The organism is Stenotrophomonas sp. B2 (assembly GCF_014947095.1).
GTDB lineage: Bacteria > Pseudomonadota > Gammaproteobacteria > Xanthomonadales > Xanthomonadaceae > Stenotrophomonas > Stenotrophomonas maltophilia_P.
On sequence record NZ_JADCQA010000010.1, the window covers coordinates 97,428 to 119,275 of the forward strand.

Genomic DNA, 21,848 nt, shown 5'->3' on the forward strand with positions numbered 1-21,848 from the left:
CTCCGGAGCGCTTCCATGGCCCTGTACGACTCCATCCTCGACACCGTCGGCAACACCCCCATCGTCAAGCTGCAGCGCCTGGCGCCGCCGCAGGTCAGCCTCTACGCCAAGGTCGAGTCGTTCAATCCCGGCGGTTCGGTCAAGGACCGCCTGGCGCTGGCGATCATCCTCGACGCCGAGGCCCGTGGCCTGCTCAAGCCGGGTGACACCATCGTCGAAGCCACCTCGGGCAACACCGGCGTGGCGCTGGCGATGGTGGCCGCCGCCCGTGGCTACAAGTTCGTGGCGACCATGGTCGAGACGTTCTCGGTGGAACGCCGCAAGCTGATGCGTGCCTACGGCGCCAAGGTGATCCTGACCCCGGCGGCGGAACGTGGCAGCGGCATGGTGCGCAAGGCGCGCGAACTGGCCGAACAGCATGGCTGGTTCCTCGCCAGCCAGTTCGCCAATCCGGCCAACCCGGCCTACCACCGCAACACGACGGCGGCGGAGATCCTGCGCGACTTCGCCGGCAGGCGCCTGGACTATTTCGTCAGCGGCTGGGGAACCGGCGGAACCCTCACCGGTGTCGGCGAGGTGCTGAAGGTCGCACGGCCGCAGACCCGCATCATTGCCACCGAGCCAGCCGGCGCCGCGCTGCTCAAGGGCGATGACTGGAAGCCGCACAAGATCCAGGGCTGGACGCCGGACTTCGTGCCGGACGTGCTCAACCGCGACGTGGTGGACGAGCTGCTGAGCGTGGACGACGAACGCGCCATCGCCACCGCGCGCCGGCTGGCCGCCGAGGAGGGCATCTTCGTCGGCATCTCCGCCGGCGCCACGGTCGCCAGCGCGTTGGATGTGGCCAGCCGCGCCGAGCCGGGTTCGGTGATCCTGGCGATGCTTCCGGATACCGGCGAGCGCTACTTCTCCACGCCCCTGTTCGCCGACGTGAACGAAGGTTCCGACGACGACTGGCTGGCCGGCCTGCCGTGATGCACAGGGTCGGATCCCTTTCCCGTCCGGGAGAGGGCTCTGACCCTGCCGGCGCACCTCGGAAACATGGGGTCAGAGCCTTTTCCATACGGAAAAGGCTCTGACCCCTTTCTGCTTCAGCCTGCGTGAAGGTGGCGACCGCCATCGTGCGTGAAGACCGTCGGATCGCAGCGCGTGAGACGGTCATGACGCAGCATCGATGGCCTGTCCCCTACGCTGGGTACAGCCGCCGCAGGTACTGCGCGGAACATCCGACAGGCAGGAGACGGACGCATGAAGATCGAAGTGTGGCAGGGCGACATCACGACCCTGGCGGTGGATGCGATCGTCAACGCGGCCAATGAATCGCTGCTGGGCGGCGGCGGAGTGGACGGTGCGATCCACCGTGCCGCCGGCCCCGGCCTGCTGGCCGAATGCCGGCAACTGCCGGAACTGCGCCCAGGCGTGCGCTGCCCGACCGGTGAAGTGCGCGCCACCGGCGCCCATGCATTGCCGGCGCGGCACGTGCTGCACACGGTGGGCCCGGTCTGGCACGACGGCCTGCGCGATGAACCCGCGCTGCTGGCCAACTGCTACTGGAAATCGCTGCAGCTGGCCGAATCGCTCGGGGTGCAGTCGATCGCGTTCCCGGCCATCAGTTGTGGCGTGTACGGCTATCCGCTGTACCAGGCCGCGCAGATCGCCGTGACGGAAACCCTGGCGTGGCAACGCAGCCATGCACAGCCGATGCGGATCGTGCTGGTTGCTTTCAATACCGCCACGGCCAAGGCGTATCAGCAGGCCCTGGCCAGTGCCGGGCAGAACGCGGACAACGAAGTGCGCGGCACGCTGCTGCCGCCACTGGGCGATACCGGCTTCGCTGCCGCGCATTGAACACGGGGCGGCGGCACTGAAGAAAAGGCCGGGCAATGCCCGGCCTTTTCATTGCGGCAGTGCCCCTGGACGCGTCAGCGGCTGGCCGCGTCGACTGCGGCGTCATCCGGCACGGCCGCCGCATCCGCCGCTGCGCGGGCCGCCGACGCCGCGGCGCCGGCAGCGCTGGCGCCATCGATCTGCACGCGCACCTCGACCAGGCCCTGCTCGTCGCTGAGGCTGGAAACATCGACGGTGTAATGACCGGCCGGCAACGATTCCTGCAGACGCGCGTTGGTGCCGTTGCCGCCGTCGTCGTCGACCAGCTCGACGTCACCGCCGACCACACGCAGCACGGTGTCCACCTGACCGGAGATCGCATCCAGGCGAACGTCGCCCGGACGCTCCAGTGTCAGCAGGAAGCGACGGCGACCTTCGCTGTCGAGCATGGTGAACACGCTGCCCGACTGCGGCAGTTGGGTACCGTCGCGCTCGACGATGTTGCCCGGCAGCTCGGTGCGGGCAACGGTCAGCTTGAAGGTGCCGGACGCATCGTCGTCCAGCCCGCGCACGCCCAGCGTGTACTTGCCGGACTGCAACGGCAGCGAGAGGCGCGAATTGGTGCTGTCACCGCCATCGTCGTTCTCCGCGTCGATCTCGCCGCCCTTCAGCTTCAGCACGGTATCGAACGCATCGGACGACAGGTTGACTTCATAGAGGCCGGCCTTGTCCACCTGCAGGGTGTAGTCCTGCGATCCGGAGACCAGCATGTCGACGACTTCGCCACTGCCTGCGATGGGCTTGCCGTCGTAGGGCACCAGCTTCTCCACCCGCAGGCGATACGGGCCGTAGGCGGTCGGGCTGTCGGCGTTGACCGCCACCTGGTAGGTGCCGGCGCCGTTGGCGCGGAACGCCAGCGATACATCCCCGCTGCGCTCATAGCCGGTGCGGCTGCTGGCGACCAGGCTGCCATTGTTGAACACGGCAATCGAGCCACTGAGGGCACCGGTCAGCTTCATGCCCACCAGCTGCTTGTCCTCCAGCGTGATCTGGTACAGCTGGTGGTGGCTGCCGTCATTGAAATTGATGCCGCTGCGCGAGGTGATCTCGCCGGAAACGGGCTTGTCGAACTCGAGCGACGGGGCCTTGCCCACATCCGCATTGCTGCCGGAGCGGTTGCAACCGCCTGCGGCGAGGACCGTAGCAACGGCCAGCGTGATTGCTGCCAAACGCATGTTTTTTCTCCTTGGCCTTCCATGTGTGTCCCCCGGGCCGGCCGGGCCCGCGGGAGGCGGAAAAGATACCCGCAAAAGCAAACGCCGGCGTGAGGCCGGCGTTGCCCTGTTCATCCTGCGATGGAACCGATCAACCGTTCCACTTGCCCAGTGCAGCCAGGCCGTTTTCCTTGGCGCGCTCGAACACGGTCTTCTGCGCGGCGGCGTAGTTGCCCTTCATGTCCTTGGCCCACAGCTTCAGTGCCGCCTGCTGCATGGCACGGCCGTAGGAGAAGCTCAGCGGCCACGGCAGGTTGCCCAGCTGGTTCATCGCATTGAGGTGGGCGGTGGACTGTTCATCGCTCTGGCCGCCGGACAGGAACACCACGCCCGGCAGGATCGCCGGCACGGTGCTCTTCAGGCACATCACGGTGGACTCGGCCACTTCCTCGACGTCGGCCTGCTCTTCGCAGTCCTTGCCCGAGATGACCATCGAAGCCTTCAGGATGGTGCCTTCCAGCAGCACGTTCTGCTGGTACAGGGCGTCGAACAGCGAACGCAGGGTGGCTTCGGTGACTTCGTAGCAGGTCTCGATGTCGTGGTCGCCGTCCATGATCACTTCCGGCTCGACCATCGGCACCAGGCCGCATTCCTGGCACAGCGCGGCGTAGCGGGCCAGCGCATGGGCGTTGGATTCGATGCAGGTGCCCGACGGAATGCTCTCGCCGATGTTGATGACCGCGCGCCACTTGGCAAAGCGCGCACCCAGCTTGTAATACTCCTGCAGGCGCTCGCGCAGGCCGTCCAGGCCTTCGGTCACCAGCTCGCCCGGGCAGCCGGCCAGCGGATGCGCACCCTTGTCCACCTTGATGCCCGGAATCATGCCGTGGTCGGCCATGTACTTGGCGAACGGCACGCCGTCCTTGGTCGACTGGCGGATGGTTTCGTCGTACAGGATGGCGCCGGAAATGTGCTCGTTGAGCTTCGGCGTGGTCAGCAGCAGTTCGCGATAGGCGCGACGGTTCTCCTCGGTGTTCTCGATGCCCACGCCGGCGAAGCGCTTGGCGATGGTACCGGTGGATTCGTCGATCGCGATGATGCCCTTGCCCGGGGCAACCATGGCCTGGGCGGTTTCAGCCAGCTGTTCGATGCTCATGTACTTCCTGTGGCGGGTGCGGGAAAAACGTAAGTATAGCCCCGCAGCCCGTGGCCTCGACGTGGAGGCCAGACTGGAAACGATTCCAATGTCCGTTCAGGACAGGCGCTGTCCTGCTGCGTTCCGGTCGGAGCCCCGGTGGGGCTCCGACCCGGTTCCGCAGCGGTTACAGATCGCCCAGACCGCTGGCGCGACCGTCTTCGCCCACCTCGAGCAGGCGCAGGGTGTTGGTCGCACCGTGGGTTTCCATGTGCTCACCGCTGGTGAACACCACCCGATCGCCGGCCTGCAGCAGATCCGATTCGACCAGCAGGCGGATGCTGCCACGTGCGGCTTCGCGCGGGGTCAGGCCACGGCTGTCGAAATTGATCGGAAACACATCGCGCATCAGCGCCATCTGCCGACGTGCGCCGTCATGGCGGGTCACCGCGAACACCGGTGCCTTGGCGCGGAAGCGCGACAGGTAGCGCGCGGTACCGCCGGACTCGGTCATGGCCACGATGGCCCGCACGCCCACGTGCTGGGACAGGAACATGGTCGCCATCGCGATGGCCTGGTCGGCGCGCTCCAGGTTGCGCGGCGACGCATTGAAGTCGGTCTCGGTCTGGAACTGGCGCTCGGCGCCCAGGCAGATGCGCGCCATCGCCTCCACGGCCTTGACCGGATACGCACCGGCAGCGGTTTCGGCCGACAGCATCACCGCATCGGTGCCGTCGATCACCGAGTTGGCCACGTCCAGCACTTCCGCGCGGGTCGGGATCGGGCTTTCCACCATCGACTGCAGCATCTGGGTGGCAGTGATCACCACCTTGTTCTGCGCCAGCGAAGCCTTGATGATCTTCTTCTGCAGGCCCGGCAGTTCGGCATCGCCGATTTCCACGCCGAGGTCGCCGCGCGCCACCATCACCACGTCACTGGCCTCGACGATCTCCTCCAGGTTCTCGATCGCTTCGGTGCGCTCGATCTTGGACACCAGCGCGGCGTAGCAGCCGTGCGATTCGGCGATCGCGCGGGCATCGTTCATGTCCTGCGCATTGCGGCAGAAGGAAACGGCGATGAAGTCGACACCGATCTTGGCGACGATCCCGATCAGCTCCTTGTCGCGCTCGGTCAACGCGCCCAGCGACAGGCCACCGCCCTGCTTGTTCAGGCCCTTGCGATCAGACAGCACCCCGTCGTTGAGCACGGTGCTGATGATCCGCTCACCCTGCACCTCGACGACCTGCAGCTGCATCAGGCCGTCATCGAGGAGCAGGACATCACCGGGGCCGACGTCCTGCGGCAGGCCGAGGTAGCTCACACCCACCTGCGTGGCATCGCCGGCCGGTGCGTTGGGCGAGGCGACCAGATCGAAACGGTCGCCCGCCTTGAGATGGATCTTGCCTTCGGCAAAGCGCTCGATGCGGATCTTCGGGCCCGGCAGGTCGGCCAGGATGCCCACTTCCACGCCCACCCGCTGTGCGGCGGCGCGCACGTCGGCGGCACGCTTGGCCTGGCCGGACGGGTCACCGTGGCTGAAGTTCAGGCGCACCACGTTGACGCCGGCGCGGAACAGATCCTCCAGCACGCCCGGCGGATCGGTGGCCGGACCGAGGGTGGCTAGGATCTTGGTGCGACGCTGACGCTCGAACATGGTGAATGGGCCTCTCCCGTTAAAGCACGGAAATTAGCACATCCTTCACGCCCCATGTATGCGGTTACAACCTTGTGCTGCCTGACTCTGCGGGACATGTAACGGACATCGCCCGGACATACGCCGGCGCAGGGTGCCCGGTATCAGGCCAACAGTGTCGTCAGCTGGACCGGTTCGCGTGCCAGCTGGCCCGCACCGGCTTCAGTGAGTTCCGCTTCGCCACCAAACCCCCACAGCACGCCGATGCTTCGCAGGCCGTGGTGACGCGCGCCCTCGATATCCATGCGACGGTCGCCGATCATCCAGCACTGCGTGGGCGACACCTGCAGCCGGCGCAGCGCTTCGCCGACCAGCTCGGGCTTGTGGCTGCGCGAACCATCCAGGGTCGAGCCGATGATGTCCTCGAACAATCCGCCGAAGGGCAGATGGGCCAGGATCCGGCGCGCGTGCGGCTCGTTCTTGGCGGTGACCACCGCCAGGCGGTGGCCACGCGCATGCAAGGTGCGCAGGGCGTCCTCCACCTGGGGGTACACCGTGTGCTCGCGCCAGCCCTCGGCATCGAAGCGCTCGCGGTAGTACCCGACGGCCTGCTCCACCCGCGCCGGTTCGATGAACAGCGGCGCGAACGTGGTGCGCAGCGAAGGCCCGATCCAGCCCAGCAGGGTTTCCCGCGCCGGCACCGGATGCTCCATCTTCTGCAGCGCATAAGCGATGCAGGTGGTGATGCCCACCTGCGAATCGATCAACGTACCGTCCAGGTCGAAGAAGAGCGTCGCGCGTTCTTCCGGTGCCGGGTGGGCAGAACCGGCCTGGGTGCCGTCCGGGTTCATGCGCCGCGCGCGGCGAGCGCGGCCACGGCCGGCAGGGTCTTGCCTTCCAGGAATTCCAGGAACGCGCCGCCACCGGTGGAGATGTAGCTCACGTCCTTGGCGATGTCGAACTTGTCGACCGCTGCCAGGGTGTCGCCACCGCCGGCGATGGAGAATGCCGGGGACGTGGCGATGGCACGCGCCAGCGCTTCGGTTCCCTTGCTGAAGGCTTCAAACTCGAACACGCCGACAGGGCCGTTCCAGACCACGGTGCCGGCATTCGCAATCAGCTGCGCGTACTGGGCAGCGGTCTGCGGACCGATGTCCAGGATCAGATCATCTTCGGCGACCGCATCCACGGCCTTCACTTCGGCAATGGCGTCGGGCAGGAACTGCTTGGCCGTGACCACGTCCACCGGAAGCGGAATCTCGGCCCCGCGCGCCTTGGCGTCGGCAACGATCTTCCGGGCGGTGTCCAGCAGGTCCGGCTCGTACAGCGACTTGCCGACCTTGTAGCCGGCAGCCGCGATGAAGGTGTTGGCGATGCCGCCCCCCACGATCAGCTGGTCGACCTTGCCCACCAGGTTGGCCAGCAGTTCCAGCTTGGTGCTGACCTTGCTGCCGGCCACGATGGCCAGCAGCGGCTTGGCCGGTGCGTCCAGCGCCTGCGCCAGGGCATCCAGCTCGGCCATCAGCAGCGGGCCACCCGCGGCGACCGGGGCGAAACGGATCACGCCATGGGTGGACGCCTGCGCGCGGTGCGCGGTACCGAAGGCATCCATCACGAACACATCGCACAGCGCGGCGTACTTCTTCGACAGGGCTTCGTCATCCTTGCCCTCGCCGACGTTCATCCGGCAGTTTTCCAGCAGCACCAGCTGGCCCGGCTGCACCTCGACGCCGTCGATCCAGTCGCGCACCAGCGGCACCTCGCGACCCAGCAGTTCGGACAGGCGTGCCGCAACCGGTGCCAGCGAATCGGCTTCGCTCCACACGCCTTCCTTCGGCCGGCCCAGGTGCGAGGTGACCATCACCGCCGCGCCCTGCTCCAGTGCGCGCTTGAGCGTCGGCAGCGAAGCGGTGATGCGCTGTTCGGAAGTGATGCGGCCATTCTCGATCGGCACGTTCAGATCCTGGCGGATCAGCACGCGCTTGCCGGAGAGGTCGAGGTCGGTCATGCGGACGATGGACATGGGCAACTCTTGGGCTCAGGGACGGGGTGCCGGCGTTCGGCAGACCGTCATTGTATCGGCTGCGGCAGAACGGATGGCGCCGGCCGCAGCGCCGCTCCATGCGCGGCCGGGATTCGTCGGGATCTACGCCGAAGGCGAAGGCTTCTGCCTGAGCAGGCTGACCGCCAGACCGCCCACGACCAGGACCCCCACGCCCAGCAGCGCCCACAGCAGCCAGGCCTTCCAGTCCCGCTGCGGTTCCAGCGCTGCGTCTCCGGCCAGCGGCTCGGGACGGCCCTCCAGGCGTGCCAGCGTCGGCTGCCAGGCCGGATCGTTGCGCTGGCGAAGTTCCTCGATCAGCACCCCGATCGGCGCCTCCGCGCGGCGCGCCGTCGCGCTGCCCACCGCCAGTGCATAGGGCGCAGCGCCCTGGCTCAGGAACACCATCACTTCCGGCTGGTAGCCCAGGCGCAGGGTGGGGGCGCCGGCGATCTCCGCCGGGCTTGCCACCAGCTTCCAGTAGCGGTCGCGGTGCACATCGCCCAGCACCTGCGCCGCCGACTGCTGACGCGGGCCCTGCGTTCCCTGCTGCAGCTGATAGGCGATCCACGGTGCACTGCGTCGTTGCCACTGCGCGCCTTCATCGTCGCGGCTGAACAGCGTCCACTGCACCAGGCTGTTGTCGGTACTGGCGACATCGGCGCGCGCGATCGGGAAACGGCCGTCCAGTTCGAAGGTGTATTCGCCCTTGCCCTGCGCTGTCGGCGTCAGTGACAGCCATTCCCACGGCAACGTCGCCGGCGCCGGCGGAAGCTCGGCGAGCACGCCATGCAGGGCAGGCAGTCGCGCGTCGCCCTGCGGCAGCACGCGCAGATAGCGCGCATTGCCGTCAACCTGCAGGCGTCGCTGCAGCAATCGTTTGCCGGCGCGCTGCAGGTCCACCAGCGGAATGTCCCGACCGATGGAGCGCCAATGCTGCAGGTCATCGCTGGCATCAAGCTGCACCTGCGCCTGCAGCGGCTGGCCACTGTCGGCCCAATCCAGCACCAGCGCCGCCAGCGGTTGCTGGCCGAGCACGCTGGCATCGATCAGCCAGCCGCCCTGTCCGTTCACCGTGCCAGCACCGACACGCGCTTCGACCCGGCGCACGCGGCCGTCGGTATCGCGCTCGGTCAGCAACTGCAGGTCGTTGCGTTGTGAATCGGCCAGCGGCGGCAGTGCGAACCAGGGCAGCTCGCGCTGCACCGGCGGCTGTGCCAGCGGCGCGTCGGGTGCCAGCAATGCCGACGGCAGGGCCTGTCCGGCCGCGTTGAACACCTGCAGGTCACCCAGGTCTGCTGCGCCTGCACGGCGGTAGATCGCCGGTTCCAGCACCACCCGATAGGCGCCGGACTGCGCACTGGACAGCGTCAGCGGCCACTGCTCGGCGTACTGCGTGCGGTAGTCGGACGCGTGTACGGCCATGGTGGCGAACAGGCCCAGCATCGCCGGCACCACCATCCTGCTCCACATTCTCATTGGTTTTCCTCCACGGATGGCACCGCGCCCGGTGGCGCCGGTGCCAGATAGCCGACGACCGTACACAGCAGGCCATAGGCGATGAACGATGCGATCCCGAGCAGGTTGCCCAGGTGCTGGCGATCGATGAGGACCAGCTTGGCCAGGACCACGCCCATCAGCACCGCACCGACCATCCACAACACACGTTGGCCACGACGCGAGCCCCATACCCAGGCGATCACGCCGAGCACGCTCCACAGCACGGTCAGGCTGGTCTGGGCCAAGCTGTAGCGCGCCATCGACGTACTCCAGGCCAGCCCCCCCCAGTGGTGCACGCCATGCAGGACCAGGCTGGTCAGGGCGATGAAGCCCGCCAGTGCCAGCACCGGCAGGCGCAGCCTGCGCAGCGCGGGCGGTGCCACATCGCTGTACAGCCAGCGCGCCAGCAGCAACAGGCTCAGCCACTGCCCCATCTCGGCCGGGTTCAGCACCGGCAGCCACGGCAGCGGTGCCGCAGTGCCCGGCAGCAGCTGGCCCAGCAGCCATCCGGTCGCCAGCAGCGCGAACAGCACGCACTGCAGCGGCACGCGTGCGGCATCGAATGCCGGGCCCAGCGGCCAGCGCAGCCAACCCCAGCGCCACAGTGACAGGGCGGCCAGCAGCAACCAGGGCAGCGTCACCAGCAACAACGTCCAGCCCTGTGCCAGGCCAGCCTCGCCGCCTCCCCACAGGGCCAGCAGCGAAAGCAGCGATGGCCACAGCAGCCACCACAGGAACTGGGCGATGCGCGCCACCGTGTCGCCGCCCTGGCGCAGGCACAGCAACGTGCGCACCCCCAGCACGGCGAACAGCGCCCATGCCAGGGCGCCGTGGCCCGCGAACGGTTGCTGGTGTGCATGGCTTTGCGCCAATGCCAATGGGAACGCCATCGCCAGCATCGCCAGTGCGGTCATCCCCAGCGCACGTGCCGGTTGCCGGCGCTGCACCTCGGCTGCCAGCGAGGCGGTCGCCGCCGCCAGCACCAGCAGTGCATCGGCCTGCGAGGCATGCGCGAGGAAACGACCGATCTCGTGCACCCAGCCGCCGAGCCACCACAGCAGGCCCCACAGGTAGTAGACCAGGGCGATCTCATGACGTGCCCGGCGCTGGTAGCTCCAGGCCGACGCCAACCCCGCCACGGCCAGCAGCAGCGCACCGATCGCGGTGGGATTGAGCAGCAGGCGCGCGTCCTCGTGCCAGTGGTTGCCACCTGCCACGAAGGCGAATGCCGCCGCCATCTGCAGCAGCGCAGCGGACACCTGTGGCAGCCAGCGCCTCTGGCGCAGACCGAGCCAGGCCAGCCCGGCACCTTCCAGCGCGAACACCGCACCGGTGGCACGGGCGGACAAGGCCAGCGGCACGGCCAGCGTGGCGAAACCCACCGCCAGCACCGCGTGCGACTGCGCCAGCACCGTATACGAGGCCCGGGCGATCAAGGCACGCGCCAGCACCGCGTAGATCACCGCCAGGCCCAGCGCGCACAGTGCCAGTGTCATCGGCTGTTCGTGCAGCATCGCCGCCTGCAGCGAGAAGGCGATCAACGGCGTGCCGAACACCAGGCTGCCATCGACCAGATCGCGGCGACCGGCAGGCTGCCTGCGCGCGTACAGCAGGGGAATCAGCAGATAGAAGGCGAAGAACAGCAGCAGGAACGGTTCGGTGCTGGAGAACTTCTCGGCCCTGTACTGAAGCACGCCCCAGAACGTGCCGATACCGAAGGTGAACGCGAAGCCCAGCAGGTTCAGCGCGCGCCACGGACGGAACCAGGCGATGGCGAAGATGCCGGCGTTGAGCACTGCGTAGTAGCTGAAGAGGCCGACATGGTTGCCACTGCCGGTCGACAGCCACAGCGGGGCCATGAAGCCCGCCAGGATGCCCAGCACCGCCAGGGTGCGCGAGTTCTGCAGCACTGCCAGCACGCACAGGCCGGCGACCAGCGCGATCGAACTGGCGAACGCAAATCCCGGCGCAAGCAGTTCAAAACGCTTGAATGCCGCGAAGATGGTCAGCAGCAGCACACCGATGGCGCCGCCCTGCAGGGCCAGCGCGAACAGGCGCCGGCGTTCGCGCTGATGCCAGCCGAAGGCCAGCAGGCCCAGCGCACCAGCGGTGACGGCCGCCAGCCGGAGTTCGACCGGGAGCACCAGCCAGCCCTGGTCACTGACGTACTTCAGCAGCGCGGCAACACCGGCCAGCAGCACCAGCATGCCGATCTTGACCGGCACGTTGCCCTCGGTGAACCAGCGTTTGACGGCGCCGATGCCACGCTCGAAGAAGCCCGGCCCGGCCGGCTCGACCGGCGGCGCAGGCGGGGGCGGCGTGGCCGGCAGCGGTGGTGGTGGCGGCGCTGCCTGCCGCGGCGGCGCCGGCACGGAGGATTCCGGCGCATGGGCCGCCACGGGAGAAGGTGCTGCCGCAGCCCGCGGTCGCTCCATGGCTGGCGCGTCCGTTGCCGGAACGGGGGCGGGCCCGGGCGGTGGCGCGGCAGCGCGCGGCGATTGCGACACATCGGCCAGTGCGCTCTCAAGCGCAGCGACCCGGCGCCGCAGGCCGGCGATCATCACCAGCGCGACCACCAGCAGCAGCGGAATCGCCAGCAGTATCAATACGACCAGGGCTATCAGTGCTTCCATTGCGTGCCTTCCCATGCGATCCCGCGCCCCTGCGGCGGCGGTCGGACCGCCCCATGCTACGACAGGGCCGGTCCCTCAAACGACGAACCCCGGCCAGGCCGGGGTTCGTGCGCGATCTTCGCCGGCCTTACTTGGCGGCGACGACCCTGGCCATTTCCAGGCACTTGTTGGAGTAGCCCCACTCGTTGTCGTACCACGACACGAGCTTGACGAAGGTACCGTCCAGGGCAATGCCGGCTTCGGCATCGAACACCGACGTGTGGGTCTCACCGCGGAAGTCGGTAGCCACGACCTTGTCTTCGGTGTAGCCGAGGATGCCCTTCAGCGCGCCTTCGCTCTGTGCCTTCACTTCGGCGCAGATCTCGGCGTAGGTGGCTTCCTTTTCCAGCTCGACGGTCAGGTCGACCACCGACACGTCCGAGGTCGGCACGCGGAAGCTCATGCCGGTGAGCTTCTTGTTCAGTTCCGGAATGACCACGCCGACCGCCTTGGCCGCACCGGTGGAGGACGGAATGATGTTCTCCAGGATGCCGCGGCCGCCGCGCCAGTCCTTGTTGGACGGGCCGTCAACGGTCTTCTGGGTAGCCGTGGCGGCGTGCACGGTGGTCATCAGGCCACGCTTGATGCCCCACTTGTCATTGATGACCTTGGCCAGCGGGGCCAGGCAGTTGGTGGTGCACGAGGCGTTGGAGATGATCGCCTGGCCGGCGTAGGTCTTGTCGTTCACGCCGAACACGAACATCGGCGTATCGTCCTTGGACGGGGCGGACAGGATGACCTTCTTGGCGCCGGCATCGATGTGCTTCTGCGCGGTTTCCTTGGTCAGGAACAGACCGGTGGACTCGATGACCACGTCCACGCCCACTTCGTCCCACTTCAGGTTGGCCGGATCGCGTTCCTGGGTCAGGCGGATCTTCTTGCCGTTGACCAGCAGGTCGTTGCCCTGCACCGACACGTCAGCCTTGAAGCGACCGTGCACGGAGTCGTACTTGAGCATGTAGGCCAGGTAATCCGGCTCCAGCAGATCGTTGATGGCCACGATTTCGATGTCGTCGCCGAAGTTCAGCACCGCCGAGCGCAGGACGTTACGCCCGATGCGACCGAAACCGTTGATACCAACCTTGATTGCCATTTCTCAAGCTCCTGCAGCCGCGACGGGTGCGGCGGGGTGGATAGGGCCCACAAGTCTAGCAGGCCCGGCCTGGCCACCGCCGGCCAGACCGGGCCGGTGGCCGGCGGGCTGGCCGGATTTGATCCGGATCAAAGCGTTAGCGCGGCGTGAGGCCGAGACTGGCCCCATCCACCCCGCAACGAGAACACCCCCATGCGCAAGACCTCTCCCCTGATCGTGGCCAGCCTGGCCGCCGCCCTGTCCCTCGCCGCCGCCCCGGCGATGGCCCAGTCCAAGGGCGACTGGACCCTTTCGGCCGGCGTGCACCAGGTGGCGCCGAAGTCGAACAACGGTTGGCTGGCCGGTGGCACGCTGAAGGTCGACGTCGACAACGACGTCAAGCCGACCATCACCGGTGAGTACTTCATCGCTGACAACCTGGGCATCGAAGTGCTGGCGGCACTGCCGTTCAAGCACGACATCAACATCAACGGCCTCGGCCGTGTCGGCAGCACCAAGCAGCTGCCGCCGGTGGTGACCGTGCAGTACCACTTCAACAGCAAGGGCAAGGTGTCGCCGTTCATCGGTGCGGGCGTGAACTACACGACCTTCTTCAGCGAAGACACCACGGGCGCGCTCAAGGACAGCCGGCTGAAGCTGCAGGACTCCTGGGGTCTGGCCGCGCACGCCGGCGTGGACTTCGCGATCGGCGAGAAGGGCGCGCTGCGCGTGGACATGCGCTGGATCGACATCGACAGCAAGGTGAAGCTGGACGGCCAGAAGATCGGTACGGTCAACATCGATCCGCTGGTCTACGGCGCCTCCTACGTCTTCAAGTTCTGAGCGCTGCCTCCGGCGTGGCGGGCCTGCCCCGCCCTCCGGCCAACCGCTGAACCCTCCGCAGCATGTTGCCCCGGTGATCGCCGGGGCTTTTTTCGGCTTACCCATCCGTGGCCACCTCGACCCGGTTGCGCCCGGACGCCTTGGCCCGATACAGCGCGGCATCCGCACGCGCCAGTGCCTGCTCCAGCGAATCGGCGCCATCGTCGTGCCACCGCGCCACACCAATACTGACGCTCACCACCGGCGCGGCGTCCGAATCGGCATGGGCGATCGCCAGCGCCTGGACCTGCTGACGCATCCGCTCGAACGGCGCGGTTTCCGGCTCGCCTGGCGACCACTGCCCCAGCGCCACGAACTCCTCACCGCCGTACCGCGCCACCACCGAGTCAGCGCCGCGAAGCTGCGCGGCCAGCGTCACCGCCACCGCATGCAGGACCGCATCGCCCGCCGGGTGACCATGATGGTCGTTGTAGCGCTTGAAGTAGTCGATGTCGATCATCGCGATGCGCAAGGCGCCACGCGCGTGCGGCCGGCGGAGATAACGCTGGAAGATCTGGTTGGCACGACGATCGAATGCGCGCCGGTTGAGCAATCCGGTCAATCCGTCGTGGTTGGCCAGTGCATCCAGCCGCTGCTCGGCGCGCCAGGTTGCACGCGCCTGCCTTTCCAGGATGTAACTACCGAAGATGCCAGCCAGGTTGCTGGCCAGCACGAATGTCACGCTCTGCAGCATCTGCGCCCAGTGCCGGCCGACCTGCAGCTCCGCCAGCACGAACGCCGATGCGATCAGGGTTCCGGTCAGCGTGGCGACGCCGAAGCGCAGGCCACACAGGAAGTAGTTCAGCAGCAGGAACAGGCTGACGCCTTCATAGGGATAATCCACGCCGGCGCGATGCGCCGTCCAGATCATCGTCACCAGCGTCAGCCCGCTGATCAGCACAGCACCGCCCCCCAGCCATTGCAGATGGCGGCGGAACGCTGGGACGAAGGTGAGTGCTACCGCCACCAGCAGTACCGGCAGCAGCAGCCCGAGCCGCCAGCGCAGCACCTGTGCATGCACATCCGGCGGAAGCCAGAAATGGTCCAGCACGGCAAAGCCGATTGAAAAGATGCCGGCAACGGCACAGGCCCAGCGCATCCGCCAGACCACCTGTTCATCGAACGCGCGGGCAAAGCCGTCGTCCGCATGTATTGCCGTGATGCGCCGGTCCGTGATGCTCATCGCGATGTCCCCGCCCGTGGCCGCGCCACCGTAACGGTCCGCGCATCAAGGGCGCGTGGCGAGCGGCCATGCTGGATCAAACGCGTCCGGCCGCCGCCCCGCTAGAATGCCGGCATGAAAGCCCTGCATTCCCTGTTCCTCGCCGCCGCGATCGCGCCGGCTCTGCTGTCCGCCTCCGCCCCTGCCCATGCCTGGGGCGCGCAAGGTCATCGCCTTGTCGCTGAGGTAGCGGATTCCCGCCTCTCGCCCGCTGCACGCGCCGAAGTCGACCGCCTGCTGGCCACCGAACCCGGTGCCACCCTCGCCAGCGTGGCGCCCTGGGCCGACCAGCTGCGTGCCAAGGACCCGGGCCTCGGCCGCCGTTCCGCCGGATGGCATTACGTCAACATCGCCGAAGACGGCTGCCACTACGAAGCGCCCAGGCACTGCACCAACGGCAACTGCATCGTCGAAGCGCTGAAGGCGCAGAGCGCGATCCTCGGCGATCGCAGCCTGACCGACGGCGAGAGGCTGCAGGCCCTGAAGTTCGTGGTGCATCTGGTCGGCGACATCCACCAGCCAATGCATGCCGGCTACGGTCACGACAAGGGCGGCAACGACTTCCAGCTGCAGTACGGCAACCGCGGCACCAACCTCCATTCGCTGTGGGACAGCGGCATGCTCAACACCCGCAAGCTGGACGACAACGGCTATCTGCCGGTGCTGCGGTCGCTGCCGGCGCCGAAACTGGCGCGCCAGTCCAATCCGCAGCGCGATCCGCAGGCGTGGGCTGAAGCCAGCTGCCGCATTTCGATGCAAGCCGGCGTTTATCCAGCCTCGCGTAAGATCGGCGATGAATACACCGCGCGCTACCGCCCGGTGGCGGAAGCGCAGCTGCGGCTGGCCGGCGAGAATCTGGCGCAGCTGCTGAACCGCGTGCTCGCCGCACGCTGAGGAGGTTGCCGATGCCGGTCCAGGTCCAGTCGTTCTTCCATCGTGACAGCAATACCTTCAGCTACCTGGTCAGCGACCCGGCCAGCGGCGAGGCTGCGCTGATCGATCCGGTCCTGGACTACGACCCGGACACCGATGCCAGCAGCGAGTCGCCGGTCCAGCCGGCACTGCACGCGATCGAGCAGCAGGGGCTGCGGCTGAGGTGGCTGCTGGAGACCCACGCCCACGCCGACCATGTGTCGGCCGGGCGGCGGCTCAAGCAGCGTTTCCCTCACGCCACGCTGGCCATCGGTGAAGGCATCCGCGACGTGCAGGCGACCTTTGCGCCGCGGTTCGGCCTGCAGCTTCCTGCCGCGGACGACATCTTCGACCACCTGTTCGCCGACGGCGAGACCTTCACGCTGGGCGAAGTGCGCGGCCAGGTCATCGCCGTGCCCGGCCACACCAGCGACAGCATCGCCTACCTGATCGGCGACGCACTGTTTACGGGCGATTCGCTGTTCATGCCCGACGGCGGTACCGCCCGCTGCGATTTCCCCGGCGGCGATGCGGCGCAGCTGTACCGCTCGATCCAGCGCCTGCTGGCGCTGCCCGAGTCCACCCGCGTGTTCGTCTGCCACGACTATGGCCCGGGCGGCCGCGACATCGCCAACGAGACCACCATCGGCGAGCAGCGCGCGCGCAACATCCACGTGCATGACGGCGTGGCCGAAGCCGACTTCGTCAGCGTGCGCCAGGCCCGCGACGCCACGCTGGCCGAGCCGGCGCTGATGCAACCGGCGGTGAAGGCCAACATCCAGGGCGGCGCCTGATCGACGCCGCTGTACTGGCCGGGCATGGCCCGGCGCTACCCGGCATCACGCGTGATCATTTTCCCTGCGTGCGGACGGTCTGCCGGCCCTTCACGATCTCGAAGGTGAAGGCGTACAGCAGGCTGACCGGCACCGGCTCGATGCGCTCGGCGCTCCCGCAGTCGCCGCGGTCGGCTGGGACCTTGCCGACCGGGTAGTGGCAGACCGCGGCAGCGCTGTACTTCCACATCGCCACCGCCTCCTGCGCCGCCTGCAGCAGCGGCGCGTTCTCCGCTGCAGCGCCGGCGGCGCACTCGGGGCGGTCGGTCAGCGGCAGGCTGCGCTCGACCACGCCTTCGGCATCGACCACTACCTGCAGGCAGATGGTGGTGGGCGCCAGTTCGGTACGCGGATCGCGGTCGCCCACCTTCGGATCAGGCGCCGCATACAGCTGCGGCATCCGATAGCCTTCGCCCGCCGCCAGCGCATAGGCCTGCACCTGGCCGCTGCCGCCCGCCGCTGTGGGCTGCAACCGCTGATGGCCGACACTCTCGCTGCGGGTGTCAACGGTGCCCAGTCGCTCCTGGGTGGCACAGCCGGCCAGCAGCGTGGCCAACAGAAGCGCGGCCTGCCTCACCGCGCGCGCTCCGCTTCCCTCTCGTCCTCACTCATGGAGAACGTCAGCGGAATGCGCACGGCGGAAGCCACCGGACGCCCATCCTTCAGGGCCGGCCTGAAGGTCCAGCCCTTGGCGGCCGTGATCGACACCGCATCGAACACACCGGGATTGGTGGCACTGAGCACCTGTACGTCGGTCGGCCTGCCCTCTGCGTCGATCTCGACCTTCAAGGTGACGACGCCGGTCAGGCCCTGCTGGAACGCAGACTCCGGATACTTCGGCGGTGCCATCCTCTCGACCTGCGCAGAACGCTGCAGGCCGGCCGCAGCGGCATCGGCCGGCGCGTACTCGGCTGGCTCGACGCCGATCGACGACACGCCGGCCATCCCGAGCTGGCTTGCCCACGCCACCGTGGCCAGGCCCGCGCACACCCCGACCACCAGCACCTGCCCGGACACCCACGGCAATGCCTTCCGCTTGGACTGCTTCAACATGGCGATTCGCTCCTTCAACACGGGTTGGCTGCGCCAGTGACACACTGCCGGCGCAACCGGGTGAACCAGCTGCGCCTTCAGCAGCGTGCTGGCGTAAAGTCCGCGCAGCGCAGGCTGCGTGGCAATGGTGCGGGCATCGCAGGCCAGTTCCTGGTCGCGCAGGAACCTGCGTGTTGCCCACGGCATCAGCGGATGGAACCAGAATGCCGCGCGTGCCAGCAGCAACGCGCCGTTCGCCCAGTGATCGCCATTGCGGCGATGGCTGCGTTCATGTGCCAGGATCAACCCCTGCTCGCGTGCATCGAACTGCTGGTCGAAATCGGGGCCGACCACGATGCGCGGCTGCCACAGGCCGACCAGGGCCGGCAGACCGGGATCGGCACTGGCCTGCCAGCTGCCGTCGGCACGCGCCTGCAGACGGCCCAGGACACGTTCGAAGCGCTGCTGCGCACGCAGGCTGCGCAGCAGACTGATCGCCACGCCAAGCATCCAGGCCAGCAGCAACCATTGCGGCCAGCGCATGACCTGGGTGGGCTCGCCCTCCGGCGCGACAGGCATCACGTTCAGGGGCAGGGTCGGCACATGCTGCAGCAGGGGCAGCGCAGGCAACGGCAGCAACAGGCCTGCCAGCAGCAGGGGCAACAACCACCAGCTGCGATAGGCCAGCGAGGGCCCTCCCAGCCGCAGCAGCAGCGGCCGCATCGCCGCCAGCAGGATCACCGCCAGCGCCAGCCACACGCTGGCCCGCCACACGCTGTCGAGCACCTCACTCATGGTCCAGCTCCTGGATCAGTTTCTTCAGTTCGGCGATGTCCTGCGCGCTGAGCTGGCCGCGTTCACTGAAATGGGCAACCAATGGCGCCACCCGTCCTTCGAACACCCTGCCCAGAAAGTCCTGGCTCTGAGCCGCGACCCAGGCCTCGCGCTGCAGCAGCGGCCGATACAGATAGCGGCGGCCTTCGCGTTCGGCAGCGATCGCGCCCTTGGTCAGCAGGCGGTTGAGCAGCGTCTTGATGGTCGGTTCGGCCCAGTCCCGGTGGGCCAGTGCGGCAACCACCTCATCGGCACCGCGGGGCGCCTGCTGCCACAGCACTTCCATCACGACCGCCTCGGCTTCACTGATCGGATTCATTGTTTACGCCCGTAATCGACAATTCGATTACGCACGTAATCAAAGCCGCTGTCAAGCCTTCCATCGACCTGCACTTCATGCGCCCTGGCCCAGCATCGGCCGTCCCGGCCCCGGAGTGCGCATGAAACCGCTGCCCAAGAAGGATTTCCCCGTCGAACAGGCCCGCCGCTTCCTCGAACCCGGCCCGATCGTGCTGGTCAGCACCGCGTGGCGTGGCCAGCGCAACCTGATGACGATGGGCTGGCACATGGTGATGGGCTTCTCGCCATCACTGGTGGCGACCTATCTGTGGAACGAGAACCACAGCTTCGCGCTGGCGCGGGGCAGCGGCGAATGCGTGATCAATGTGCCGGGCGTGGAGCTGCTCGATACCGTAGTGGACATCGGCAACTGCAGCGGGCGGGAGGTCGACAAGTTCGCGCACTTCGGCCTGGATGCCCTGCCCGCCCGCGAGGTCGGCGCGCCGCTGGTCGGCCAGTGCCATTCGTGCTTCGAGTGCCGCCTGTACGACGACAGCCAGATCGAGACCAGCAACCTTTTCATCTGGGAGATCGTGCGTGCCCACGTCGCGCAACGGCCGAAACTACCGCGCACCGTGCACTACCGCGGCGACGGCCGCTTCATGGTGGCCGGTGCGGAAGTCTCGCGTCGACGGCGGTTCAAGCCCGACATGCTGTAATGCCGGAACCCCCTTACGCAGGACTGCCCCGGATGACCGAACACCTCACCGACCTGGACGCCGCCGTCGATTGGCTGTTCGCGCGCGTGAAAGGGCCGCTGCGGATCGGAGCACCGCTGGCGCTGGGCAAGCCACACCGGTTGCTCAATGCACTGTATGCACGGGTCGAGAACGATCCCTCGCACCCCCTCCAGCTCTACACTGCGCTGTCGTTGAATCCGCCGAAGGTGCGGGGCAGCGGCTTGGAGGCCCGCTTCCTGGGCCCCTTCGCGCAGCGCCATTTCGGCGAGGATTTCCCCCGCCTGGCCTACGCCGACGCGATCGCCCGTGACGCACTGCCCGCCCATGTGCAGGTGGAGGAGTTCTACATGCAGTCCGGCGCCCTGCTCGGTTCCCGGCAGGCGCAGTCCAGCTACACCAGCCTCAACTACACCCATGCCGCAGATGCGGTGGCCCAGCGCGCGCCGCAGGTAATCGTGCAGAAGGTGGCGATGCGCCCGGACGATCGCCGCCTCTCGTTGTCCTGCAACAACGACATCACCCAGGACACACTCGATGCAATCGCCGCACGCGGCCTGCCGCGTCCGCTGATGGTGGCCGAGATCGATCCGCAGCTGCCTTATCTGGGCGGCACCGCCACGGTCGATGTGTCCTTCTTCGATCTGGTCATCACCCCGCCGCCGCCGTATCCGGCGCTGTTCGGCCTGCCGCGGCAGCCGGTCGCCGACGCCGACTATGCGATCGGCCTGTATGCCAGCACCCTGGTGCGCGATGGCGGCACGCTGCAGATCGGCATCGGCACGCTGGCCGATGCACTCAGCCATGCACTGGTGCTGCGGCATACCGACAACGCACGCTACCGGCGCGTGCTGCACGCGCTGGATCCGCAGCTTGCGCGGCATCCGCTGGTACAGGAAATCGGCGGCCTGGAGCCGTTCGAGATCGGCCTGTACGGCTGCAGCGAGATGCTCAACGAGGGCTTCCGGCGGCTGGTCCAGACCGGCGTGATCAAGCGCAAGGTGCATGACGACCTCGCGCTGATGCAGCGCATCGAGAACGGCAGCACGCTGTCCATCGACCATGCCACGCTGGCCGCCGAAGGCGAATACCTGCATGGCGCGTTCTACCTGGGCTCGCCGGAGTTCTACCAGTGGCTGCGCGAGCTGCCGGCGGATGAACGTCGCGCCATCGGCATGCGCCGCATCAGTGAGATCAACCAGCTTTACGGCGGCAACGAGACGCTGGAGCGCCTGCAGCGCCGCCATGCACGCTTCTTCAATTCCTGCATGATGGCCACTGCGCTGGGCGCGGCGGTCTCCGATGCCCTGGACGATGGCCGCGTGGTCTCCGGCGTCGGCGGCCAGTACAACTTCGTGGCGATGGCCCATGCCCTGCCGGAAGCACGCAGCGTGCTGATGTTCCGCGCCGCGCGCGATGACAAGGGCCATCGCGAATCGAACGTGCGCTGGAATTATGGCCACACCACCATTCCCCGCCATCTGCGTGATATCTACCTGGACGAGTACGGCATCGCCGACCTGCGCGGGTTGACCGACGAGGACTGCGTGCAGGCGATGGCGGCGATCACCGAGGCGCCGTTCCAGCAGGGCCTGCTGCAGCAGGCACAGGCCGCGCGCAAGCTGCTGGCCACGACGCAGCCCGATCCGCAGCGGCTGCAGCGCAATACACCGCAGGCCCTGGCCGCAGCGCTGGCACCCTTCCGTTCCGACGGCACTCTGCCCGACTACCCGCTGGGCAGCGACTTCAATGAGATCGAGCAGGTGCTGGTGAAGGCGCTGGGCTGGTTGAAGGCCAACACGCAGACCCGCGGCGACAAGCTGCGTACCGTCTGGGCAGCGCTGCGGCAACCGGCCGGCGATGGCGATGCGGTGTACCTGCAGCGCATGGGCCTGCAGTCACCGAAGGACTTCCACGAGCGGCTGGACGCGCGCCTGCTGCGGCTGGCGCTGGCACGCACGGCCTGAAGCCGGTAGCGCCGGGGCCAGCCCCGCCAGCCGCCCCTACCCCCGGCCGGGGCCCG

General features: G+C 67.7%; 19 protein-coding genes. 7 read left to right on the forward strand and 12 right to left on the reverse strand.

Annotated features, from left to right (window positions below):
- Positions 1–15 precede the first annotated feature (15 nt).
- Both cysK and IMX13_RS13280 read left to right on the forward strand, forming a co-directional pair.
- Positions 16–975, forward strand: coding sequence for a cysteine synthase A (gene cysK / locus IMX13_RS13275; protein ID WP_065175759.1), 960 nt, complete (start codon positions 16–18; stop codon positions 973–975).
- A gap of 273 nt (positions 976–1,248) precedes the next feature.
- Positions 1,249–1,848 carry an O-acetyl-ADP-ribose deacetylase gene (locus IMX13_RS13280; protein WP_053517092.1) on the forward strand — a complete coding sequence of 200 codons (600 nt, stop codon included), beginning with the start codon at positions 1,249–1,251 and terminating at the stop codon, positions 1,846–1,848.
- A 74-nt stretch (positions 1,849–1,922) separates the two neighbouring features.
- Here the strand turns inward: IMX13_RS13280 and IMX13_RS13285 are convergent, their stop codons facing one another.
- The 8 genes from IMX13_RS13285 to gap all read right to left on the reverse strand — a co-directional run bounded on the left by IMX13_RS13285 (position 1,923) and on the right by gap (position 13,115).
- Positions 1,923–3,062, reverse strand: coding sequence for an ABC transporter substrate-binding protein (locus IMX13_RS13285; protein ID WP_193396513.1), 1,140 nt, complete (start codon positions 3,060–3,062; stop codon positions 1,923–1,925).
- Positions 3,063–3,192: 130 nt separating this feature from the next.
- Positions 3,193–4,197 carry a class I fructose-bisphosphate aldolase gene (locus IMX13_RS13290; RefSeq protein WP_053518502.1) on the reverse strand — a complete coding sequence of 335 codons (1,005 nt, stop codon included), beginning with the start codon at positions 4,195–4,197 and terminating at the stop codon, positions 3,193–3,195.
- Positions 4,198–4,363: 166 nt separating this feature from the next.
- Complete coding sequence (pyk, locus tag IMX13_RS13295; protein ID WP_065175757.1) at positions 4,364–5,830, reverse strand: pyruvate kinase; 1,467 nt, start codon at positions 5,828–5,830, stop codon at positions 4,364–4,366.
- A 143-nt stretch (positions 5,831–5,973) separates the two neighbouring features.
- Positions 5,974–6,660, reverse strand: coding sequence for an HAD hydrolase-like protein (locus IMX13_RS13300; RefSeq protein WP_053518497.1), 687 nt, complete (start codon positions 6,658–6,660; stop codon positions 5,974–5,976).
- Positions 6,657–7,832: a phosphoglycerate kinase gene (locus IMX13_RS13305; protein WP_053518495.1), complete on the reverse strand. Its 1,176-nt coding sequence runs from the start codon at positions 7,830–7,832 to the stop codon at positions 6,657–6,659. The genes IMX13_RS13300 and IMX13_RS13305 overlap by 4 nt, the downstream gene beginning before the upstream one ends.
- A 123-nt stretch (positions 7,833–7,955) precedes the next feature.
- Positions 7,956–9,329 (reverse strand): DUF3999 domain-containing protein, encoded by a 1,374-nt coding sequence (locus IMX13_RS13310; RefSeq protein WP_193396514.1) that lies wholly within the window; start codon positions 9,327–9,329, stop codon positions 7,956–7,958.
- Positions 9,326–11,983 carry a DUF2339 domain-containing protein gene (locus tag IMX13_RS13315; RefSeq protein ID WP_193396515.1) on the reverse strand — a complete coding sequence of 886 codons (2,658 nt, stop codon included), beginning with the start codon at positions 11,981–11,983 and terminating at the stop codon, positions 9,326–9,328. The genes IMX13_RS13310 and IMX13_RS13315 overlap by 4 nt, the downstream gene beginning before the upstream one ends.
- A gap of 127 nt (positions 11,984–12,110) precedes the next feature.
- Positions 12,111–13,115 (reverse strand): type I glyceraldehyde-3-phosphate dehydrogenase, encoded by a 1,005-nt coding sequence (gap, locus tag IMX13_RS13320; protein WP_053518489.1) that lies wholly within the window; start codon positions 13,113–13,115, stop codon positions 12,111–12,113.
- Positions 13,116–13,307: 192 nt separating this feature from the next.
- Between gap and IMX13_RS13325 the strand changes: the two genes are divergently transcribed.
- Complete coding sequence (locus tag IMX13_RS13325; protein WP_053518487.1) at positions 13,308–13,937, forward strand: OmpW family outer membrane protein; 630 nt, start codon at positions 13,308–13,310, stop codon at positions 13,935–13,937.
- A 97-nt stretch (positions 13,938–14,034) separates the two neighbouring features.
- Here IMX13_RS13325 and IMX13_RS13330 read toward each other — a convergent pair whose 3' ends face one another.
- Positions 14,035–15,159, reverse strand: coding sequence for a GGDEF domain-containing protein (locus IMX13_RS13330; RefSeq protein ID WP_193396516.1), 1,125 nt, complete (start codon positions 15,157–15,159; stop codon positions 14,035–14,037).
- Between the two features lie 114 nt (positions 15,160–15,273).
- Between IMX13_RS13330 and IMX13_RS13335 the strand changes: the two genes are divergently transcribed.
- Together IMX13_RS13335 and IMX13_RS13340 are read left to right on the forward strand one after the other, a co-directional pair.
- Positions 15,274–16,092, forward strand: coding sequence for a S1/P1 nuclease (locus tag IMX13_RS13335; RefSeq protein ID WP_065175752.1), 819 nt, complete (start codon positions 15,274–15,276; stop codon positions 16,090–16,092).
- A gap of 11 nt (positions 16,093–16,103) precedes the next feature.
- On the forward strand, positions 16,104–16,904 hold the full coding sequence (locus tag IMX13_RS13340; protein ID WP_193396517.1) for an MBL fold metallo-hydrolase: 801 nt from the start codon (positions 16,104–16,106) through the stop codon (positions 16,902–16,904).
- A 55-nt stretch (positions 16,905–16,959) separates the two neighbouring features.
- Here IMX13_RS13340 and IMX13_RS13345 read toward each other — a convergent pair whose 3' ends face one another.
- From IMX13_RS13345 to IMX13_RS13355, 3 genes are read right to left on the reverse strand one after another with little or no spacing between them, the layout of a single operon-like run.
- A complete protein-coding gene (locus IMX13_RS13345) occupies positions 16,960–17,520 on the reverse strand; it encodes a hypothetical protein (RefSeq protein ID WP_193396518.1) in 561 nt (186 codons plus the stop codon).
- Complete coding sequence (locus tag IMX13_RS13350) at positions 17,517–18,770, reverse strand: TonB family protein (RefSeq protein WP_193396519.1); 1,254 nt, start codon at positions 18,768–18,770, stop codon at positions 17,517–17,519. The genes IMX13_RS13345 and IMX13_RS13350 overlap by 4 nt, the downstream gene beginning before the upstream one ends.
- Positions 18,763–19,128 (reverse strand): BlaI/MecI/CopY family transcriptional regulator, encoded by a 366-nt coding sequence (locus tag IMX13_RS13355; RefSeq protein WP_065181668.1) that lies wholly within the window; start codon positions 19,126–19,128, stop codon positions 18,763–18,765. Before IMX13_RS13355 ends, IMX13_RS13350 begins: the two co-directional genes overlap by 8 nt.
- 121 nt (positions 19,129–19,249) lie before the next feature.
- Between IMX13_RS13355 and IMX13_RS13360 the strand changes: the two genes are divergently transcribed.
- Both IMX13_RS13360 and IMX13_RS13365 read left to right on the forward strand, forming a co-directional pair.
- Positions 19,250–19,807: a flavin reductase family protein gene (locus tag IMX13_RS13360; RefSeq protein ID WP_193396520.1), complete on the forward strand. Its 558-nt coding sequence runs from the start codon at positions 19,250–19,252 to the stop codon at positions 19,805–19,807.
- A 32-nt stretch (positions 19,808–19,839) separates the two neighbouring features.
- Positions 19,840–21,792: an acetyl-CoA hydrolase/transferase C-terminal domain-containing protein gene (locus IMX13_RS13365; RefSeq protein ID WP_193396521.1), complete on the forward strand. Its 1,953-nt coding sequence runs from the start codon at positions 19,840–19,842 to the stop codon at positions 21,790–21,792.
- Positions 21,793–21,848 lie beyond the last annotated feature (56 nt).

What these genes read in the sequence shown, in the direction of transcription:
- cysK (WP_065175759.1), top strand. Translation starts at nt 16, where the DNA reads ATGGCCCTGTACGACTCCATCCTCGACACCGTCGGCAACACCCCCATC.
- IMX13_RS13280 (WP_053517092.1), top strand. Translation starts at nt 1,249, where the DNA reads ATGAAGATCGAAGTGTGGCAGGGCGACATCACGACCCTGGCGGTGGAT.
- IMX13_RS13285 (WP_193396513.1), bottom strand. Translation starts at nt 3,062, where the DNA reads ATGCGTTTGGCAGCAATCACGCTGGCCGTTGCTACGGTCCTCGCCGCA.
- IMX13_RS13290 (WP_053518502.1), bottom strand. Translation starts at nt 4,197, where the DNA reads ATGAGCATCGAACAGCTGGCTGAAACCGCCCAGGCCATGGTTGCCCCG.
- pyk (WP_065175757.1), bottom strand. Translation starts at nt 5,830, where the DNA reads ATGTTCGAGCGTCAGCGTCGCACCAAGATCCTAGCCACCCTCGGTCCG.
- IMX13_RS13300 (WP_053518497.1), bottom strand. Translation starts at nt 6,660, where the DNA reads ATGAACCCGGACGGCACCCAGGCCGGTTCTGCCCACCCGGCACCGGAA.
- IMX13_RS13305 (WP_053518495.1), bottom strand. Translation starts at nt 7,832, where the DNA reads ATGTCCATCGTCCGCATGACCGACCTCGACCTCTCCGGCAAGCGCGTG.
- IMX13_RS13310 (WP_193396514.1), bottom strand. Translation starts at nt 9,329, where the DNA reads ATGAGAATGTGGAGCAGGATGGTGGTGCCGGCGATGCTGGGCCTGTTC.
- IMX13_RS13315 (WP_193396515.1), bottom strand. Translation starts at nt 11,983, where the DNA reads ATGGAAGCACTGATAGCCCTGGTCGTATTGATACTGCTGGCGATTCCG.
- gap (WP_053518489.1), bottom strand. Translation starts at nt 13,115, where the DNA reads ATGGCAATCAAGGTTGGTATCAACGGTTTCGGTCGCATCGGGCGTAAC.
- IMX13_RS13325 (WP_053518487.1), top strand. Translation starts at nt 13,308, where the DNA reads ATGCGCAAGACCTCTCCCCTGATCGTGGCCAGCCTGGCCGCCGCCCTG.
- IMX13_RS13330 (WP_193396516.1), bottom strand. Translation starts at nt 15,159, where the DNA reads ATGAGCATCACGGACCGGCGCATCACGGCAATACATGCGGACGACGGC.
- IMX13_RS13335 (WP_065175752.1), top strand. Translation starts at nt 15,274, where the DNA reads ATGAAAGCCCTGCATTCCCTGTTCCTCGCCGCCGCGATCGCGCCGGCT.
- IMX13_RS13340 (WP_193396517.1), top strand. Translation starts at nt 16,104, where the DNA reads ATGCCGGTCCAGGTCCAGTCGTTCTTCCATCGTGACAGCAATACCTTC.
- IMX13_RS13350 (WP_193396519.1), bottom strand. Translation starts at nt 18,770, where the DNA reads ATGAGTGAGGTGCTCGACAGCGTGTGGCGGGCCAGCGTGTGGCTGGCG.
- IMX13_RS13355 (WP_065181668.1), bottom strand. Translation starts at nt 19,128, where the DNA reads ATGAATCCGATCAGTGAAGCCGAGGCGGTCGTGATGGAAGTGCTGTGG.
- IMX13_RS13360 (WP_193396520.1), top strand. Translation starts at nt 19,250, where the DNA reads ATGAAACCGCTGCCCAAGAAGGATTTCCCCGTCGAACAGGCCCGCCGC.
- IMX13_RS13365 (WP_193396521.1), top strand. Translation starts at nt 19,840, where the DNA reads ATGACCGAACACCTCACCGACCTGGACGCCGCCGTCGATTGGCTGTTC.